Below are 18,785 nucleotides of genomic sequence, written 5' to 3' on the forward strand. Positions count from 1 at the left end.
CGCCCGCTGGAGGCAGCGGGACCGCCGGCGCGGCATCGGGTCGCGACGTTGCGACGTCCATGCTATTCCGGGGTACCGACAGTCTCGGACCGGTGGCTTCGGTGACCGGGCCTCGACCCAGCGTGTCACCCCAACGTGTGAGATGTGGCGCGATCCAGAGGTGGCTGCCCCCTCACGACGATACGCAATGTCCCCCGGATTGAGCACTGTCCCCGGCATGGCCTGCGCGTTTACGCTCGGAGCTTCACATTCAGCGAATTCGCTCCCCTTCTCCCACGCGAGGTAGAGCCATGGCTGACAGCGTTCTCGGCACCGGCCGGTGGTCCGCGCCCGCCCTGACCGACGAGGTCGCCGACCACCTGGCCGCCATCGATCACGCGACCGAGGTCCTGGTGCGCTCGGCCGCGGGCCTCGACGAGCTCTCCGTCCGGCAGCCCAGCCTGCTGCCCGGCTGGAGCCGCGCGCACGTGCTCACCCACCTGGCCCGCAACGCCGACGCCTGCTCCAACCTGCTGCTGTGGGCTCGCACGGGCATCGAGCACCCGATGTACGCCAGCCGCGACGACCGGGACCAGGCCATCCACAAGGGCGCTTCGCGCAGCCACCAGCTGCTGCTGGAGGACCTGACCGCCTCCGACGACCGGTTCCGCGTCGCCGCCCGCGCGATGCCCGACTCGGACTGGACCGCCGAGGTCGCGCTCTCCGGCGGCGACGTGGTCCCTGCCGCGCACGTGCTGCGGATGCGGCTGCTGGAGCTCTGGGTGCACCTGGTCGACCTGGACCACGAGGTCGACTTCGACGACATCCCGCACGACGACCTCGAACGGCTGCTGGAGGACGTGGTCCAGTTCTTCGGGGGCCGGCACGACGTCCCGGCGCTGTCGCTGGAGGTCGACTTCGGCACCCACCGCCGCACCTGGGACCTGCGCGGGACCACCTCGGAACCGGCCAGGGTCGAGGGCGAGGCCGCGGCGGTTCTGGGCTGGCTGCTCGGCCGCACCGGTCCCGAGGAGCTGCGCGGCGACGCACCGGAGCTCCCGCCCTGGATGTAGTGGGGTGCTCCTCGTAGGCTCGGCCGCGTGGAGCTTCAAGCTGAGTACACCGGACACGTGGAGCCCGGCGGCGCGGCCGCCCGCCGGGAACTGGACGCGCTGACGATCACCAAGATCTCCGTCGGCCCGATGGACAACAACGCCTACCTGCTGGTGTGCAAGAGCACCGGCGACGCGCTGCTGATCGACGCGGCCAACGACCCCGAGCGGCTGAGCGACCTGCTCGGTCACGACGAGCGCAGGCCGCGGCTGCGCACCATCGTCACCACCCACCAGCACGGCGACCACTGGCAGGCGCTGGGCGCGGTGGCCGGCGCGACCGGCTGCTTCACCGTCGCGCACCCGGCCGACGCCGAGGAGCTGCCGGTGCCGCCCGACCGCCTGGTCGAGCACGGCGACACCGTCGCCGTCGGCGACTCGGAGCTGTCGGTGATCCACCTGCGCGGGCACACCCCGGGCTCGATCGCCCTGGTCTACCGGGACCCGGCGGGTCACCCGCACCTGTTCACCGGCGACTCGCTGTTCCCGGGCGGGGTCGGCCGCACGACCTCACCGGAGGACTTCAAGTCCTTGGTCGACGACGTCGAGAACCGGATCTTCGCCGAGCTGCCCGACGACACCTGGTTCTACCCGGGCCACGGCGACGACTCCACGCTCGGCACCGAACGCCCCAACCTCCCCGAGTGGCGCGAACGCGGCTGGTGACCCCGAGTCGGGGGCGGACCACACCGATCACCCAGGCCGCCCCCGACGCCCCGCCTTCCCCGCGAACGAGTCCAACGCCAGCAACACCTCATCGCTGCGCCAGCACCGGTTGCGCTTCATCCCGCTGAACTCGGTGACGATCCCCGCCTCCTCCAGTTCGGCGAATGCCCTCCGCGCAGCCGACGAGCTGATCGCCATCTCGCGCTGGGCGAAAGCGGTGTCCATGACCGGCTGCCTGGCGAGCGCGTCCAGGATTCGGTGAGCGGCCGAGTCGCGACGAGCCCGCACCTTCTCCCGCCACTCGGACCGGATCGCCCGGATCTCCTCGACAAGCTCGCGTCCGTTGGCAATCGCCCGGAACGACGATTCGGCGAACGAACGCGCGATCGGCTCGATGTCCCCCGCGCGGTAAGCGGTGAGCGCGTCGAAGTAGCGATCCGGGTTCGTCAGCAGCCCTGCCGAGACCGGAACGGTGATGTTCCGCGTCAGCCCCTTCCCCCGCAGCATCGCGTGGACCAGCGCCCGGCCGGTACGCCCGTTGCCGTCACCGAACGGGTGGATGGTCTCGAACTGCGCGTGCGCGACGGCCGCGTGGCACAACACCGGAACGTCGTCCCGGTCCATGAACCTGACCAGGTCTTCGATCGCGGGAACGACGTGCTCGTGGCCAGGTGGGACGAATTCGGCGGAGTGCGGCGTGTTCCCGCCGATCCACACGGCATCGGTTCGCCACCGCCCTCCCGGGATCCGGGGATTGGCATCGCCGAACAGCGCCTTGTGCATCTCCAGGATCGTGGTGGCGTCGAGCCGATCGGAGAGTCTGATCGCGGCGTTCATGGCCCGCGTGTTCGCGGCGATCTCAGTTGCGTTCCGCTTGCTGGTGTCACCGAGCTCCGCCAGCGCGATGGCTTTCGCCGACGCGCTGAGGTGCTCGATCTCCGAGGAGGACGCGGATTCGGTGCGCAACAGCACGGCCGCGAACGGAGCGATCTCCCCACCCATCTCCCCGTCGAACCGGGCGATCTCGAACGATGCTTCGTCGACCAGCGCCGATGTGGAGGTGGACAGCCGGGGATCGAGGTCCGCGATCTCCGGGACGATCGCTGACTGGTACTCCCCGTACCTCCGTTCGCGGCGACTCAGCCCTGCGAACGGTTCCCAGGCGGTGTGCTCATATCCGATGGCGGGCCAGTTGGTATCGGTCCCCACGAGCTCACCTCCCCTGCGATCCGACCGTACCCCCTCAGCTTACGCCCACTTCTGAGATAAGTGGGCGTAAACAGCCGCGAGTCGCACGGCTGCAGGTGTCGGGGAGCGGGCCTAGTCTGGTTTTTCGGAGGGCGAGCACCGGAGGTCGTCGTGGGCGAGGCCGTGACGCTGGACATCGGGGGCACCGAGGTGTCGGTGTCGCACCCGGACAAGGTGTTCTTCAAAGCGCGCGGTGAGACCAAGATGGATCTCGTGCGCTACTACCAGGCGGTGGCCGAGCCGCTGCTGAGCACGCTCGGCGGGCATCCGTTGCTGATGGAGCGCTACCCGGACGGGGCGAGCGGCAAGTCCTTCTTCCAGAAGCGGGTGCCCGCCTCGGCGCCGGAGTGGCTGCGCACGACCGTGGTGGAGACGCCGAACGGGACCACCAGCGACGCCCTGGTCGCCGCCGATCTCGCGCACGTCATCTGGGCGGTCAACTTCGGGTGCCTCGGCTTCCACGTGTGGCCCTACCAGGCCGGGCACCCGGACGTCGTCGACGAGCTGCGCATCGACCTCGACCCCTCGCCCGGTGTCGGGTTCGCCGAGATCCGCGAAGCAGCCTCCCGGACCCGCGAGTTCCTGGCCGAGGACGGCATCGACGTGCGGGTGAAGACCTCGGGTTCGCGCGGCCTGCACCTCTACGTCGCGCTGCGCCCGGAGTGGGACAGCTACCGGGTGCGGGCCGCGGCCGTGGCGCTGGCCCGCGAGCTCGAACGCCGCCACCCCGACCTGATCACCGCGAAGTGGTGGAAGGAGGAGCGGGGCAGGCGCGTGTTCGTCGACTTCAACCAGAACGCCCCGCACAAGACGGTTTTCGGCGCGTGGTGCGCGCGGCCCAGGGTGGGCGGCCAGGTGTCGACGCCGATCGGCTGGGACGAGCTCGACGACGTGGACCCCGATCAGCTGACCATCGCGACCGTGCCCGGCAGGCTCGCCGAGCGCGGTGATCCGTGGGCCGACGCCCGGCCGCAGTCGATCGAGCCGCTGCTGGAACGCTACGACCGGGACATCGCGGCGGGGATGCAGGACGCGCCGTGGCCGCCGGTGTACCCGAAGCAGCCCAACGAGCCACCCCGGGTGGCACCCAGCAGAGCGAAGCGCGACTGACCGAGAAGCGTTGCCTTGTACTTGTTTTCGCTAGACCGACATGCGCGGCACCTCGAGGACCGCTTGGGCGACCCTGCGGGCCTCGGAGTGGCAGTCGTCGCAGGTCCGCCACAACCAGGCCTCCTTGGTCGCGTCGGCGACGACCTCCTGGCTGCACAGGGTGTTGACGAGCATGCCGCTCGGGTAGGCGTTGCCCCACGGGCGCTTGTCGAGACTCGCGTGCCGTCGTCCATCCGCCGGCACCCAGTGAAACGGATACATCGCGATCCACAGCCCCCTCTTCTCGTGCCCGATGCGCGTGGTCGCGCTCGGGACGAGGGCCGCGGCGGAGTCCCTCCCGACCTCGCTGCGGCCCCGATCAAACCGGGACCAATGCTCTGGTCTCGGGACCACTGCGGCAATTCCCCGAACGGATGACGCCATTCGGCGGGCACATCAGTGCGTGATCGCCCGGTTTCCCACTCCTTGACCCACTGTGACGGACAATTGCGCACCTGAAATAAGCTGTGGTGCATGAGCGAGACCACTCCGGCGCCGCGGGCATACGTTCTCGGTGCGGAAATCCGGGACGCGAGGTCGCGTACCGGTCTCGGGCTGCGCCAGCTGGCGGGACGTCTCGACGTGTCGCACTCCGTCGTGGTCCGCTGGGAGCGCGGCGAACGGGTGCCGTCCACCGAGTCCGTGTCCGCGGTCTGCGCGGTGCTGGGCTTATCCAGCCCGGCTCGCGACCGGCTGCTGCGGCTCACCCGCGAGGCCCAGGCCGAGCCTCCCAACTCGGTGTCGGTGGGATCGGTCGGCGAAGCCGATCAGCTCACCGCGCTGCTGGAGTTCGAACGGATCGCCACCGCGATCACCGACGTCTCCCCCATCCTCATCCCCGGTCTGCTGCAGACCACCGACTACGCGCGCGCGATCATGGGCACCGGCATCCCGGAGCACGAGGTCGCCACGCGGGTGGCGGTCCGGCTCGGCCGGCGCGAGGTCATCACCCGCCGCCAGGAACCCGTGCGCTACACGGCGTTCCTGCTCGAATCCGTGTTGCACCAGCCCATCGGCGGGCGTGCCGTGCTGCTCGACCAGCTGCGCCACGTCCGCGAGATGAGCAACCGGGACAACATCGACATCCGAATCATCCCGCTGTCGGCGGGGTGGACGCCCGCCCACGCCGGGCCCTTCGTACTCCTGGAGTTCGCCAAGGCCTCGCCCGTCGTGCACCTCGAACACCACAGGTCCAGCGCATTCTTGCGAGATCCCGGCGATGTGACGGCCTTCGTCAAGGCCGGGAAAGACCTGGGGCAATTCGCGATGAGCAGCGACGACTCGGTTCGCCTCGTCGACGAGATCATCCACCGAGAGGAGACAACACCGTGACGTTGCTGCAGTCGCCGGTCGGTTGGCGCAAGTCCAGCCGGAGCAGCCAGGAGACCAACTGCGTCGAGGTCGCCCGCGTCATCGGAGGTGCCGCCGTGCGCGACACCAAGGACCGCGCCGGGGGCCTCTTAACCGCCAACTCGGCGCAGTGGCGCTACTTCGTCAGAGCGATCAAAACAGGTCGCTTCGACCGATAGCACCAACCTGACCAGGCACGAACCGGGAGCGTTCCGCGCGGGGCGGAGCGCTCCCGGTTCGTGCTGTGCGGATCAGGCCAGCCGCTCGACCACGAGGCGGGTCGCGTCGACGATCAGCGCGCTGTCCGGCTCGTCGTTCTCGCGGGGACGGCCGGTGAGCAGTGCGATCACGATCGGCGTCCCGGTCTCGGTCCAGGTCACGGCGATGTGGTTGGAGACGCCGTAGGCGCTGCCGCCGCCGGTCTTGTCCGCCGTGCGCCAGCCGCGCGGCACCCCGGCGCGGATCTTCGCGTCGCCGGTGGTGTTGGCGAGCATCCAGCCGGTGAGCCGGTCGCGCTCGGCGGCCCCGAGCGCGTTTCCGAGCAGCAGCTCCTGCAGCCCGTCGGCCAGCGCCTTCGGGCTGGAGGTGTCGCGCTCGTCGCCGGGGATGGCGGTGTTGAGCTCGGTCTCCCAGCGGTCGAGCCGGGTCACCGGGTCGCCGATGGACCGGGCGAAGTCGGTGATGGCCTGCGGTCCGCCGAGCTCGCGCAGCATCAGGTTGGCCGCGGTGTTGTCGGAGTGCTGCAGCGCTGCGGCGCACAGCTCTCCGACGGTCATGCCGGTGTCCACCCTGGTCTCGGTGATCGGCGAGTTCTCGACGAGCTGACCGGCGTCGTAGCGGATGACGCGGTCGAAGTAGCCACCGGCCAGCCCGTGGGCGCGCAGCAGCGCGGCCGAGGCGTAGACCTTGAACGTCGAGCACATCGCGACGCGCTCGTCGGCCCGGTGGCCGAGGGTGCGTCCGGTGACGGCGTTGCGCGCGAACAGCCCGAGGCGCGCGTCGTAGCGCCGCTCCAGCTCCGCCAGCGCCGGGTCCGGTCCTCGGTCGGGCGCGGGAGCGGCGGGCGTCCGCGGCGCGCACGCGGCGATCGGCGCGGCCAGCAGCGCCCCCAGGACCGCACGACGCCCCAAGCGAAATTCAGTGTGCTGCAACTGCTTTCCCTCCAGTAGTACGAACACCCCCAACCAACCACCCCTTCACCGATAGCACCAATAAGAACGCGCCCCACTCCCGATATCCCTTCCCTATCGCCCCAGCTCCGCACCCCACCCCCACCACAACTCCCCGCGAAAAAACTCCTCCGGAGGTTCCGCCCCGGGACGTCGGCTTCCGGGAGGAGGACAGTTTTAGCCATTATTGTCCCGACATTTCGGACATCGATCATGGGTGATTATGGCTAAAACTGTCCCCTGGTGAGGTCACAGCCGTCCGGAGCGCAGATCCGTGACGGCGAGGCGGGCGCACTCGGCGATGGCCGCGTCGACTCGGGGCAGCGCGGGGTCGGCGCGGGCGGCGAGGGTGAACACCGCCACCGCGACCGGGGATTCGCCGTCGAACTCCACCACCGAGACCTCGTTGCGGACCGCGCCGATCGTGCCGGTCTTGCCCGAGACCTGCACCCCGCGGAACGGGAAACCCGCGCGGACCCGGTGCATCCAGGCCTGCTGGCCGAGCAGGCGCCGGACGAACGCGCACTGCTGCGGCGAGGCGACCGCGTCGGCCCAGATCAGCTCCATCAGCCGGGTCATCTCCCGGGGCGTGGTGGCGCTGGCGTAGGACGGGTCGTAGGCGCGCACCGTGCGGGCCGCGTCGTTGTCGGCGAGCAGCGCGAACGCCTCGGACGCGCTGCTCGCACCCATCTCCCGGACCAGCGCGGCGGTCGCCTCGGCGGTGCCGCCGACCACCCGGGTCCGCTCCAGTCCCAGATCGGCCAGCGTCGCGGTGACCGCGTCCAGCCCGACCGCGCCCAGGATGACGTCGGCGGCGGCGTTGTCGGACACCGACACCATCGAGGCCGCCAGGTCCCGCCACGACATCCGCACCGGATCTTGGAACAGCGACACCCCGGTCGGGCCCGGCGTGCAGGCGGTGGGGTCCAGGCGGATCGTCTCGCGCGGGTCGAGGGTTCCGGCGTCGAAGGCGCGGGCGAGCGCGACCAGCAGCGGCAGCTTGTAGACCGAGGCGGTGACCACGAGATCGTCGGCGCCGGAACCGAGCTCGTGCCCGCCGCCGCCGAGCCGGACCGCGTGCACCCAACCCTGGGCACCGGCGTCGGCGAGCACCTCGCGGATCCGCTGCTCGGTGCTCACGACGACTCCTCCAGCACCGACTCCTCCAGCGCCGACTTCTCCAGCGCCGACTTCTCCAGGGCGGTTTCGAGCGCTCGGCACACCTCGGGCTGCGGTGACGGTTCCGGCCACACGACCCGCACCCGCAGCGCGAACTCGTCCCCGGCGGGCACGGCGGTCACCCCGGGAGCGCGCAGGTCGGGGTCGGTGGTGAGCGCGAAGGCCCGTCCGGCGGCGACGGCACCGAGCGCGTCGCGGTCGCCGGGCGCGGGCAGGAACTCGGGGTCGAGCCCCCGTTCCCGCAACGTGTCCACGAGCAGGTCGAAGGCGGCGGTGCCGTGGGCACGCGGCGCGGTGGCGCAGGCCAGACCGCGCAGCGCGCGGATCCCGGGCCTGGCCGCCGCGGGGTGATCGGCGGGCACCAGCACCCGGCGCGGGATCTTGACCACCGGCGAGGCGCCGAGATCGCCGAGCAGCGCCGGGTGGTGCACGACCGCGCAGTCCAGACGTCCGCCGGCCACGGCGTCGACGAGGTCCACGGTGGCGGCGGTGCTCACTATGACGGTGCGGGACTGCGGATCGGGTGCGCGCAGCGCCGCGACCAGGCCCGCGACCTGGCGGTCGCCGAGCGCGGCGACGACGCCGATGCGCACCGCTCCCCTGCTCTCCCGCTGCCGCCGGGCGGCCTCGGCGAACTCGTCGGCCCCGTCCAGCAGCACCCGCGCCCGGGGCAGCAGGTCCGCACCGGCGGTGGTGAGCCGGACGCCGCGGGACCCCCTGGTCAGCAGCGTGACGCCGAGCCGGGCCTCGAGCCGCTGAACGCCCTGGGACAGCGGCGGCTGGGTCATGCCGAGGCGGTCGGCGGCGTGTCCGAAGTGGCCTTCCTCGGCGACCGCGACGAAGAACCGGAGATGGCGCAGCAGGTCCACACCACCGATCCAAGCACAGGGGCCCGGAACGCGATGCGCGTTCCGGGCCCGAGTGGACTTCTGCGCGTCAGGGAGCGTGGTAGAGCGCGCTGCCCTTGACGTACTCCTCCCACGGGACGGTCCAGTCCCAGATGTCGCCGTCGGCCTTGGTCAGCGGTTTCTCGGTCCCGATGATCTCGACCGGGTCTCCGATCTGGGTGAACTCCAGGAACCACCTGCCGTCGGTGCTGGAGAGGTTGACGCAGCCGTGGGTGACGTTGCTGTTGCCCTGCGCGCCGGTGCTGGCGGTGTTGGTGTGCACGTACTCGCCGTTGTTGGAGATCCGCACGGCGTTGGGCAGCACCTCGTCGTAGGCGCCCGCGCTGCCCCGCGCCGGGCCGCCCCAGCTCCAGGAGTTCATCCGCACCGAGTCGTGGCGTTCGGTGGCGACGTGGATGCCGTACTGCGTCGGGTAGGCGGACTGCCCGTAGGAGGCGTCCATCTTCCGGATCTCCTGGCCGTCCTGGTAGACGGTGAAGGTGTGGTTGTCGATGTCGCCGACGGAGCGCTGATCGCGACCGATGGTGAAGTTCGACTCGAAGTTCTTGTCGCCCATGACGCCGCCGCCGGTGTCGATGCCGTAGAGGTTGGCCTTGACCTTCACCTGGGTACCGGCCTTCCAGTACTCCTTGGGCCGCCAGTTGACCTGGTCGTCGGAGTACCAGTTGAAGGAGCCCTCGGTGGGCACGGAGGTCTCGATCTGCAGTCGGCGTTCGACGGCGGCCTTGTCCTGGACCGGCTTGTCGAAGTAGATGGAGACGGGCATCGCGATGCCGACGGTGTCGCCGTCGCTGGGACGGGTCCGGTCGACGTTGACGATGTCGGTCGGGGTGGCCGTGGTGAACGTCGAGTTGAGCGGGATCGACGGGCGGCCCTCCTCGTCGTGGGCGACGGCCTGCACGTGGTAGGTCGTGCCGAAGGCCAGCGGCGCGTTGATCTGCCACTTGTGCCCGCTGCGGTCGATCTCGCCGGGCACCGGGGCGCCGTTGGCGGTCACGTTGACCGAGGTCAGAACGCCGCGGTGCGCGGTGAGCACCAGCGGGTCACTGGGCGCCAGCTGCGCCGTCTTGTCCGGGATCGAAGTCGTCACCGACGCCTCTGATGGACCCGGTCCGCACGCCGTCAACGCGCACGCGACCAAGCTCGCGATCGCTAGCGCAACTACCCCCCGCATACCGGCCTCCCCGCAAACCCTGCACCGTCTCGTTGGTAGTCAGTAACTGTCCGGGCGCCGAGCGGGGTTCTCAACACGATCAAGCGGTGCGATGTGGGGATGTGTCGAGCCGCTGTTGACCAGCGCGGGCCTGCGGGACGGCGAGGAACGCCCCTTCGTGTGGATTGACCCAGCACTCACCCCGTTAGCAACTACCCGCAGTCGACTGCAAGCACGACACACCTTGATCGGGTCATACGATCGGTGGACATCAAAGTCCGGTCGCCAGAACCGGTGGCACAAAAACCTGAACATCCATCACGGTGCGGGTGGGGCGACTGGGGCGGGAACCGGGTAGCGGATCGCGTTCTGCGAACCGCGGACGCCGGTCGGGCTGCCCTCGGGTTCGTCGCAGCGGAGGTCGTTGTTGGTCGGTCCCTCGGAGGTGTCCGAACCGTGCTTGCGGGGCGTGCCCTCGTAACCGCTCGTGCAGGCCGGCGGGTTGAACAGGTTGAGCACCAGCCCGAGCCGACCCGTGCCGTCCGGCGACAGGGTGTGGGTGAACGCCGAGATCATCGGCAGCGCCACCAGCGTCTGCTCCAGCGCGGGCTGGCGCACGCTGGTCAGCTGCATCGTGGTGAGCAGGTTGGCGGCGACGATGCCGAAGTCGGTGCCCATCGACTTCGTCAGCTCCTGCACCTCGGTGGCCGCCCCCGGCGCCTCCTGGATGGTCTTGCGCAGGTCGGGGTCGGACTGCTTGAGCTGCCCGGAGATCTCGCGCAGCCCGGAGCTGAACTCGGTGAGGTTCTGCGCCTGCTCCTGCTGGGTGCGCAGCACCACGTCGCTGTTGTTCAGCAAACCGGTGGTCTGCGGCAGGTTCTGCTGCGCGGCGGCGGTGAACGAGCTCGTGGTGTCGAGCAGCTTCTGCAGGTGCGGTCCGGTGCCGTCGAACGCGGTGCCGACCTCGGTGACGACGGTGCGCAGCTGCTCGGTGGGCACTCCCGCGACCAGCCGGTCGACGTTGACCAGCAGCGATTCGGGCGCGGGCGGGATCGCGGTGCGCTCGACCGGGATGACCGAGCCCGCCTCCAGGTAGGGCTCGCCGCGGCGCTGCGGCTGCAGGTCGATGTACTGCTCGCCGACCGCCGAGCGGTTGGCGACCACGGCGCGCGTGTCCGCGGGGATCTCCGGCGCGTCGTCGTTGATGTGCAGCTCGGCGGCGATGCCGTCGTGGGTCAGCCGCAGCGCGGTGACCCGGCCGACCGCCACGCCGCGGTAGCTGACCTCGGAATTGGCGAACAGACCGCCGGACTCGGGCAGCTGCACGGTCACCGGGTAGCCGTTGGAACCGAAGAACCGGTCCAGCCCGGCGTAGCGCCCGCCGACGAAACCGACTCCGACCACGGCGATGACCAGGAACAGCGCCAGTTGCACCTTCACCTTGCGGGCGACCATCTACGAGCCTCCTCCGGACAGTCCCGGCAGCAGCCCGCCGTCCGGCTGGGTCCCGGGGATCGGCAGCGGCGGCAGCGGTGGCGTGCCGGGCGGCTGCGGGATGTTGGCACCGGACTGGCCCGAGTCCGACAGGCCCGGGATCGGGATCGGCGGGCCCGAGGAGCGGGCGAAGTTCTCGTAGAGCCCGGACAGGTCCAGGTCGATCATCACGTTGGTGTTCACGAAGTCGCCCTTGAGCGGGACCATCGCGTACTCCGGGAACGGGTAGGTCGACAGGAACGCCATCGCCTTCGGCAGGTCGGTGCCGGTCTTGGCCAGCTGCTGCAGCGTCGGCGCCAGCGCCTCCAGGTCGGCGACCAGGTCCTCGCGGCTGGCCTCGACGGTGTGGGTGGCGGTGCCGGAGAGCTTGTCCAGCGACTGCAGCATGCCGACGAGCTGGCCGCGCTGGGCCTCGATCTCGCGCAACCCGGGCGAGAGCCCGTCGAGGGCGGTGTTGATGTTGCCGGTCTGCTCGCGCAGGTTCGCCGACAACCGGTTGAGGCCGTCGAGGGCCTTGGTGATCTCGCCGCGCTGGCGGTCCAGCCGGGTGACGACGTCGTCGACGTTGCCCAGCAGCGAGCGGATCTCCTCCTCGTTGCCGGTGAACGCCTTGTTGAGCTCCTGGACGATGGTCTGCAGCTGCTCGATGCCACCGCCGTTGAGCAGCAGCGACACCGCGCCGAGGACCTCCTCGATCTGCGGGTTGCGGTTGGTCCGCTCGATCGGGATCACCGCCCCCTCGGCCAGCCTGCCGGTGGCGTTCTCCGGAGGTGGGGTGAGCTCGACGAACTTCTCCCCCAGCAGGCTCGACTGGCGCAGCCGGGCGTAGGCGTTGGCGGGCAGCCGCACGTCGCCGTTGACCCGCAGCACCACCAGCGCGGTGCTGTTGTCGGGGCTGAGCTCGATGCGGTCGATGCGCCCGACGGCGACGTCGTTGACCTTGACGCTGGCCTGCGGCACCAGGTCGAGGACGTCGCGGAAGTGCGCGGTCACCGAGTACGGGTGCTCGCCGAGCTCGGCGCCGCCGGGCAGCGGCGTGTTGTAGAGGCCGGTGAAACCCGCTGTGCCGCAACCGGACACGAGCAGCACCGACAGCGATCCGGCCAGCAGCGCGCACCGTTTGGCGGTCATGGCGTCCCCGCCCCTCGTCTCATCGCGTCCACCAGCGGCAGCGGCACCGGGTTCGGCCCCTTTCCGATCTGATCGGTGACATCGCCGGCCCCGGTCTGGACCTTGCCGAGCAGGTCGGCGACCGACGGCAGCGGCGCGACGCCCTCCACGACCGGGTTGAGCTGCTCGCAGGTGTCGCGCAGCGACTGCGGGACGGGTTCGGGCAGCGGTGCGACGTTGGCGATCAGCCTGCACACCATGAGGATCGGGGGCTGGGCGAGCTCCTGCGGGTTCCACCGCGAGGCCACCGTTCCCGACGCCGAGTCGTAGGCGTTGATGAAGTTCGTGGTCGCCAGCGGCATCAGGTCCAGCACCTCCCCCAGCGCCTGGCGCTGGTCGACCAGCGCCTGGGTGACACCGGTGAGGTTGCGGACGTTGGAGGACATGTGGTCGCGGTTGTCGTGGACGAACCGCTGCACGTCGTCCAGGGCGAGGGCCAGCGAGTGCAGCGAGGTGCCCAGCTGCTCGCGCTCGGAGGCGAGATAACCGGTGGTGTCGGCCATCCGGCCGTAGAGCTCGCGGATCTGCTGGTCGCTCCGGGCGAGCGTGCCGGTGAACTGGTTGAGGTTGTCCACGGTGGCGAACAGGTCGTCCTGGTTCTCCGACAGGGTCGCCGAGAGCTCCCCGAGGCGCTTGATCGTGGTGTTGAGGTCCTGGCCGTTGCCGTCGAGGGTGGCCGCGGTCGTGTTGAGGACGTCGTTGAGCGCGCCGTCGCGGTTCGCGCCGTCCGGGCCGAGCGCGGTCGACAGCGCGTTGACGCTCTTGTACAGCTCGTCGAGCTCGGCCGGGGTCGCGGTGCGCTTGCGGTCCAGGACGGCACCGGAGGCCATCACCTCGCCGCGCGTGTAGGCGGGTGTGAGCTGCACGTACCGGTCGCTGACCAGGCTGGGCGCGACGACGACGGCGTTGGCGTCGGCGGGGATGCGCACCCCGTCGTCGACGTGCATGTCGACGCGCACCACGGGTCCTTCAGGTGTGACGGTGTCGATCTGGCCGACCTTCACGCCCAGCACCCGCACGCTGGACCCGGCGTAGAGCCCGACGGCCTTGTCGAAGTAGGCGGTGATGGTGGTGCCGCTCGCGGACAGCGTCCACCACAGCGCACCGGCGGTGACCAGGGCCAGCGCGCACAGCGCGGCGATCACGCGGGCGATCCTGCTCATCGGCCACCTCCCTCGGGAACCGGGATCTCGCACTCGGGGGTGTTGGTCTGGATCGGCCCGGCGTGGATCGGCGGGGGCAGCAGACCGCAGAAGTAACCCTCGAACCAGCGCCCGTTGCCGATGGTGTTGTTGAACCCGCGCACGTAGGGCGCCAGCGCGCCGACGGCGTGGTCGAGGTTGTCCTGGTTGCGCTTGAGCATCGCGGTGAGCTGGTCGAGCTGGTCGAGGGCCGGTTTCATCTGCTCCTGGTTGTCGGCGACCAGGCCGCGCAGCTCGCGGGAGAGCTTCTCGGTGCCCTCCAGCAGCCCGCTGATGGCCTGCTTGCGGGCCTGCACCTCGGACAGCAGCTGGTTGCCGTCGGTGACGAGCTTGCTGACCTGCTGGTCGCGGTCGGCGACGATGCCGGAGACGTCGCCGGCGTTGTGCAGCAGGTCGGCGAGCTGCTGGTCGCGGGAGGCGATGGTCTGCGACAGCTGCGAGAGTCCCGTGACGGCCTGGTCCATGTGCTGCGGCGCACCGCGCATCGTGTCGGACATGACCCGGAAGCTCTCGGCGAGCTTGGCGCTGTCGAGCTGCCCGGTGGTGCGGGTCAGCTGGTCGATGGCGTCGGGGATGTCGAACGGAGAGGTGGTGCTGCGCAACGGGATCGGCTCGGACAGCTCCTCGTCGCCCGCCGGTTGCAGGCCGAGGAACTTCTCGCCGAGCAGCGTCTTGATCTGGATGTCGGCGCGGGTGCGGTCGCCGATCTCGCGTCCGTCCACCGTGAACTCCACCAGCACCCGGTTGCCGTCCAGGACGACGTCGTCGACCTCGCCGACCTTGACCCCGGCGATCTGCACCTCGTTCCCCGGTTCCAGGCCCGCGGATTCGGCGAAGTGGGCCGAGTAGGTGTTGCCGGAGCCGATCAGCGGCAGGTCCTTGGCCGAGAACGCCGTGAGCGTTCCCAGCACCAGCAGCGCGATCGTGACCAGGCCGACGGCGACCTGGTTGCGCGCCCGCAGCGGTTTCATCGGCACCTCTCCGGCAACTGGGTCGTCGGGACGGGCAGGATCGGGACGTTGATCTTGAGCTGGTCGATGCGGATGTTGCCGGTGACCTGGCACGAGTAGTAGTTGAACCAGCCGCCGTAGCTGACGGTGCGGGTCAGCCGCTGCAACCGGTTCGGCATCGTCTGCAGCGTGTGGTCCAGCAGCGGCAGGTCCTGGTTCAGCAGCCCGGTCACGTCGCGCAGCGCGGCGATGTCCTGCTGCAGCGGCGGTCTGGCCTGCTCGACGAGTCCCGCGGTGGTGTTGCTGAGCTCGTCGAGCGCGCCGATCGCCTCGCCCACGGGTTTGCGCTGCTCGGCGAGCCCGCTGGTGAGCCGTTGCAGGGCGTCGATGAGCTCGGCCAGCTGCGGGCCGCGCTGGTTGACGTTGCCCAGCACGGCGTTGAGGTTGTCGATGACCTGGCCGATGACCTCGTCCTTCTGCGCGAGCGTGCCGGTGAGCGACGCGGTGTGGGCGAGCAGGCTGTCGACGGTGCCGCCCTCGCCCTGCAGTACCTGCACGAGCTCCCCGGAGAGCTGGTTGACGTCCTCGGGGTTGAGCGCCTGGAACAGCGGCTGGAAGCCGTTGAACAGCGCGGTGAGGTTCAGCGCCGGGTGGGTGCGCTCCAGCGGGATCTCGCCGCCCGCCGGCAGCACGTCCTTCGGGTCGCGCAGCGCCGCGTCCAGCGACAGGTAGCGCTGACCGGCGATGTTGCGGAACTTCACGGTGGCCTGCGCGTCGCGGGGCAGCGAGCGGGAGGACTCGACGTCGAAGCGCACCAGCGCGTGCTGCTCGTCGTCCACCTCCAGCTCGGTGACCCGGCCGACCTTGACCCCGGCGATGCGCACGTCGTCGCCCTCGCCGAGCCCGGAGGCGTCGGCGAAGCGCGCGGTGTACTCCCGGGCGTCGCCGGAGGAGTTCGCGGCGATGGTGGACACCAGGATCCCGGTCAGGGTCAGCGTGACCGCCACGAACGCGATCAGCTTGATCAGCGGTGCGGTGATCGACCTCATCGCACGGTCACCTCCGCGTTCCGGAACAGCGGTCCGACGAGCACGCTCGTCCAGTCGGGCACGGCTCCCGGCTGGACCTCCAGCTCCGGCGCCAGCAGTGCCGCCAGGAGATCGCGCTCGGGCCGGGAGTTGGCGACCGACGAGCTCGCCGACTGCGGCGAGGTGCTCGCCGGGGCGCTGCCGGTGGTCTTCTTCCAGGGGAACAGCGCGTCGCGGTCCAGCGGCGGTTCGGGCTTGGTGGAGCCGTCGTCGAGCGGGCCGCCCGGCGGGTACTGCGGGAAGGTGTCGGGCGCCTCGACGAACGGGTAGCACCGCGGGCCGCGCTGCTCCAGGTTCTTCGGGGTGTCCACGCCCGGCAGGTACTTGCCGCGGCTGGCGGTGATCTCCAGCGTCATCCGCGCCATGTTCGGGGTGTCGGTGCCCTTGCCGAAGGTGAGATCGGCGTTCTTCGTGCCAGCCTGGAACTGCTGCAGCATGCAGGGGTACTGCGGCGAGTACTCGGCCAGCAGCTCCAAGGTGGACCGCGAGGTGCTCGCGAGCCGGATGAAGTTGTCGCCGTTGGCCGACAGGAACCGGTCCATCTCACCGCTGGCGCTGGTGACCGTGCTGGTCATCTGCTGCAGCTGGGTGCGCTGCTCGACGACGGTGCGGCTGGTGGTGGTCAGGTCGTTGACCGCCTGCATCAGGTCGGGTGCGGCGTCTGCGTAGTTCTCGGCGACGTCGTCGACGCGGCTGATCACCGACTCCATCTTTGGCAGCGACGGGTCGAAGTCCTCCAGGTAGCGGTCCAGCTGCACCAGCGTCTCGCCGAGCTGGTCGCCGCGGCCCTGCAGCGCCTGGGAGACGGCGTTGAGGGTGGTGGAGACCTGCTGCGGCTGCACCGCCTGCAGCACCGGCATCAGGTCGGAGAGGACCTTCTCGACCTCCATCGCCGAGGCGCTGCGGTCCTGCGGGATGACGTCGCCCGCGCTCAGGGTGTCCGATGTGGACCCCTTCGGGATGTCGAGGGCGACGTAGCGCTCGCCGAAGAGCGTCTTGGGCAGCAGCCTGGCCGAGGCGTCGGCCGGGATCATCCCGGCCTTGTCGGGCTGCAGCGCCAGCCTCAGGTCGGCGTGCCCGTTGCCCGCGTCGATCGAGCGGACCTCGCCGACCACCACGCCGCGCACCTTGACGTCGGCGCCCGGCATCATCTGGTTGCCCGCGGTGTCGGCGCGCACCGTCACCGCGACGAAGCGGGTGAAGGCCTTGTTGTACATCCCGATCGTTCCCGCCAGGAACAGCCCGGCGACGACCAGGAACGCGATCCCCATCGCCTGGTGGCGGCGTCTGCTGCGCGATTCGATCATCCTGCGATCCGCACTGTCGTGGTCGATCCCCAGATCGCCAGGCTGCAGAAGAAGTCGAGCACGGTGACCAGCACGATCGAGGTCCGCACGGCGCGCCCGACGGCCACGCCCACCCCGGCCGGGCCACCGCTGGCGGTGTAGCCGTAGTAGCAGTGGGTGAGGATCACCGCGACGCTGAACACCATCACCTTCCCGAAGGACCACAGCACGTCCTCCGGTGGCAGGAACAGGTGGAAGTAGTGGTCGTAGGTGCCCGCCGACTGCCCGTAGACCCACACCGTGATCTGCCGGGAGGCCAGGTAGGACCCGAGCAGGCCGACGACGTAGAGCGGGATGACGGCCGCGACCCCGGCCAGCACCCGGCTGGTCACCAGGTACGGCACGCTGCGCACCCCCATCACCTCCAGCGCGTCGATCTCGTCGGAGATGCGCATGGCGCCCAGCTGCGCGGTGAACCCGCAGCCGACGGTGGCCGACAGCGCCAGGCCCGCGGACAGCGGCGCGACCTCGCGGGTGTCGAAGTAGGCGGCGATGAAGCCGGTCAGCGCGGCGGTGCCGAGCTGGTTCAGCGAGGAGTAGCCCTGCAGGCCGACGACGGCGCCGGTGGCCATCGTCATGCCGACCATCACGCCGAGCGTGCCGCCGATGATGGCCAGCGCGCCGCTGCCGAAGACGACCTCGGTGAGCAGCCGCAGGGTTTCCTTGCGGTACTTGGTGAGCGTGACCGGCACCAGGGCCAGGGCCCGAACGTAGAACGACAGCTGCCAGCCGAGGTTGGCCAGCACGTCGCCGGGCCGGGACGCGGCCTTGGCGATGCGGCGCTGCATCGGGGTCGGCGTCGGTGGGGGCGCCGTGTCCAGGACTGCCATCTCACAACCCCTTCGGCGGCACGAGTTGCAGGTAGATGCCGGTGACCAGGAGGTTGATCATGAACAGCAGCAGGAACGTGATCACCACCGCCTGGTTGACCGCGTCGCCCACGCCCTTCGGACCTCCGGAGGGGTTCAGGCCGCGGTAGGCGGCGACCACTCCGGCGACGAAGCCGTAGATGGCCGCCTTGATCTCGCTGACCCAGATGTCGGGCAGCGAGGCGAGCGCGTTGAAGCTGGCCAGGTAGGCGCCGGGAGTACCGCCCTGCAGCACCACGTTGAAGAAGTAGCCGCCGAGCACGCCCACGACGCTGACCAGGCCGTTGAGCAGCAGCGAGATCAGCACCGCGCCGAGCACCCGGGGCACGATCAGCCGGTGGATCGGCGAGATGCCCAGCACCTCCATCGCGTCGATCTCCTCGCGGATGGTGCGCGCCCCGATGTCGGCGCACACGGCCGATCCCCCGGCTCCGGCGACCAGCAGCGCGGTGATCAGCGGGCTGGCCTGCTGCAGGATCGCCAGGGCGCTGGCCGCGCCGGTGAACGACTGGGCGCCGATCTGCTGGGTCAGCGAGCCGAGCTGCATGGCGATCACGGCGCCGAACGGGATGGCCACCATCGCGGTCGGCAGGATCGTGACGCTGGCGAAGAACCACGCCTGCTGGATCCACTCGCGCACGGCGAAGGGCCTGCGCGGCGTGTAGCGCACGACTTCCCAGGCCAGCGTGGCGATCTTGCCCACGTGACCGAGGGCCGTCGAGACCCCGGCGACCGGCGCGCTCATGCCCGCCG

General features: G+C 70.3%; 19 protein-coding genes. 5 read left to right on the forward strand and 14 right to left on the reverse strand.

Annotated features, from left to right (window positions below):
- Positions 1 to 290 precede the first annotated feature (290 nt).
- Positions 291 to 1,052, forward strand: a complete 762-nt coding sequence (locus tag QFW96_RS13625) for a maleylpyruvate isomerase family mycothiol-dependent enzyme (protein ID WP_281455988.1) — start codon at positions 291 to 293, stop codon at positions 1,050 to 1,052.
- A 27-nt stretch (positions 1,053 to 1,079) separates the two neighbouring features.
- Positions 1,080 to 1,757, forward strand: coding sequence for an MBL fold metallo-hydrolase (locus QFW96_RS13630; RefSeq protein WP_281455989.1), 678 nt, complete (start codon positions 1,080 to 1,082; stop codon positions 1,755 to 1,757).
- Between the two features lie 27 nt (positions 1,758 to 1,784).
- On the opposite strand, the gene QFW96_RS13635 is transcribed toward QFW96_RS13630, so the two are convergent.
- Positions 1,785 to 2,966, reverse strand: a complete 1,182-nt coding sequence (locus QFW96_RS13635) for a Fic family protein (protein ID WP_281455990.1) — start codon at positions 2,964 to 2,966, stop codon at positions 1,785 to 1,787.
- Between the two features lie 150 nt (positions 2,967 to 3,116).
- Here QFW96_RS13635 and ligD point away from each other — a divergent pair, with 150 nt between their 5' ends.
- Positions 3,117 to 4,115, forward strand: a complete 999-nt coding sequence (ligD, locus tag QFW96_RS13640; protein WP_281455991.1) for a non-homologous end-joining DNA ligase — start codon at positions 3,117 to 3,119, stop codon at positions 4,113 to 4,115.
- Between the two features lie 30 nt (positions 4,116 to 4,145).
- On the opposite strand, the gene QFW96_RS13645 is transcribed toward ligD, so the two are convergent.
- Positions 4,146 to 4,358, reverse strand: a complete 213-nt coding sequence (locus tag QFW96_RS13645) for an HC3 family zinc finger protein (protein ID WP_281455992.1) — start codon at positions 4,356 to 4,358, stop codon at positions 4,146 to 4,148.
- 270 nt (positions 4,359 to 4,628) lie between these two features.
- Here QFW96_RS13645 and QFW96_RS13650 point away from each other — a divergent pair, with 270 nt between their 5' ends.
- Entirely contained in the window at positions 4,629 to 5,486 is an 858-nt protein-coding gene (locus tag QFW96_RS13650) for a helix-turn-helix domain-containing protein (protein ID WP_281455993.1), read from the forward strand.
- Between the two features lie 2 nt (positions 5,487 to 5,488).
- Entirely contained in the window at positions 5,489 to 5,683 is a 195-nt protein-coding gene (locus QFW96_RS13655) for a DUF397 domain-containing protein (protein WP_281456170.1), read from the forward strand.
- Between the two features lie 72 nt (positions 5,684 to 5,755).
- Here QFW96_RS13655 and bla read toward each other — a convergent pair whose 3' ends face one another.
- From bla to QFW96_RS13715, 12 genes are all read right to left on the reverse strand, one after another.
- Positions 5,756 to 6,634 (reverse strand): class A beta-lactamase, encoded by an 879-nt coding sequence (gene bla / locus QFW96_RS13660; RefSeq protein WP_281455994.1) that lies wholly within the window; start codon positions 6,632 to 6,634, stop codon positions 5,756 to 5,758.
- 288 nt (positions 6,635 to 6,922) lie between these two features.
- The gene (locus QFW96_RS13665; RefSeq protein ID WP_281455995.1) at positions 6,923 to 7,813 is read right to left on the reverse strand and encodes a serine hydrolase; all 891 of its coding nucleotides are present in this window, start codon (positions 7,811 to 7,813) and stop codon (positions 6,923 to 6,925) included.
- Positions 7,810 to 8,721, reverse strand: coding sequence for a LysR family transcriptional regulator (locus QFW96_RS13670; protein WP_281455996.1), 912 nt, complete (start codon positions 8,719 to 8,721; stop codon positions 7,810 to 7,812). The genes QFW96_RS13665 and QFW96_RS13670 overlap by 4 nt, the downstream gene beginning before the upstream one ends.
- A gap of 67 nt (positions 8,722 to 8,788) precedes the next feature.
- Positions 8,789 to 9,850 (reverse strand): L,D-transpeptidase, encoded by a 1,062-nt coding sequence (locus tag QFW96_RS13675; RefSeq protein ID WP_281455997.1) that lies wholly within the window; start codon positions 9,848 to 9,850, stop codon positions 8,789 to 8,791.
- A gap of 381 nt (positions 9,851 to 10,231) precedes the next feature.
- On the reverse strand, positions 10,232 to 11,368 hold the full coding sequence (locus QFW96_RS13680; RefSeq protein WP_281455998.1) for an MCE family protein: 1,137 nt from the start codon (positions 11,366 to 11,368) through the stop codon (positions 10,232 to 10,234).
- Positions 11,369 to 12,538, reverse strand: a complete 1,170-nt coding sequence (locus tag QFW96_RS13685; RefSeq protein ID WP_281455999.1) for an MCE family protein — start codon at positions 12,536 to 12,538, stop codon at positions 11,369 to 11,371.
- Positions 12,535 to 13,740: an MCE family protein gene (locus QFW96_RS13690; protein WP_281456000.1), complete on the reverse strand. Its 1,206-nt coding sequence runs from the start codon at positions 13,738 to 13,740 to the stop codon at positions 12,535 to 12,537. The genes QFW96_RS13685 and QFW96_RS13690 overlap by 4 nt, the downstream gene beginning before the upstream one ends.
- Positions 13,737 to 14,750: an MCE family protein gene (locus QFW96_RS13695; protein ID WP_281456001.1), complete on the reverse strand. Its 1,014-nt coding sequence runs from the start codon at positions 14,748 to 14,750 to the stop codon at positions 13,737 to 13,739. The genes QFW96_RS13690 and QFW96_RS13695 overlap by 4 nt, the downstream gene beginning before the upstream one ends.
- Positions 14,747 to 15,778, reverse strand: a complete 1,032-nt coding sequence (locus QFW96_RS13700; RefSeq protein ID WP_281456002.1) for an MCE family protein — start codon at positions 15,776 to 15,778, stop codon at positions 14,747 to 14,749. The genes QFW96_RS13695 and QFW96_RS13700 overlap by 4 nt, the downstream gene beginning before the upstream one ends.
- A complete protein-coding gene (locus QFW96_RS13705; RefSeq protein ID WP_281456003.1) occupies positions 15,775 to 17,124 on the reverse strand; it encodes an MCE family protein in 1,350 nt (449 codons plus the stop codon). The genes QFW96_RS13700 and QFW96_RS13705 overlap by 4 nt, the downstream gene beginning before the upstream one ends.
- Positions 17,121 to 17,951, reverse strand: a complete 831-nt coding sequence (locus tag QFW96_RS13710; protein WP_281456171.1) for an MlaE family ABC transporter permease — start codon at positions 17,949 to 17,951, stop codon at positions 17,121 to 17,123. Before QFW96_RS13710 ends, QFW96_RS13705 begins: the two co-directional genes overlap by 4 nt.
- Before the next feature lie 43 nt (positions 17,952 to 17,994).
- Entirely contained in the window at positions 17,995 to 18,777 is a 783-nt protein-coding gene (locus QFW96_RS13715; RefSeq protein WP_281456004.1) for an MlaE family ABC transporter permease, read from the reverse strand.
- Positions 18,778 to 18,785: the final 8 nt, after the last annotated feature.

Origin of the sequence: Saccharopolyspora ipomoeae (assembly GCF_029952525.1) — a bacterium.
Classification (GTDB): domain Bacteria; phylum Actinomycetota; class Actinomycetes; order Mycobacteriales; family Pseudonocardiaceae; genus Saccharopolyspora; species Saccharopolyspora ipomoeae.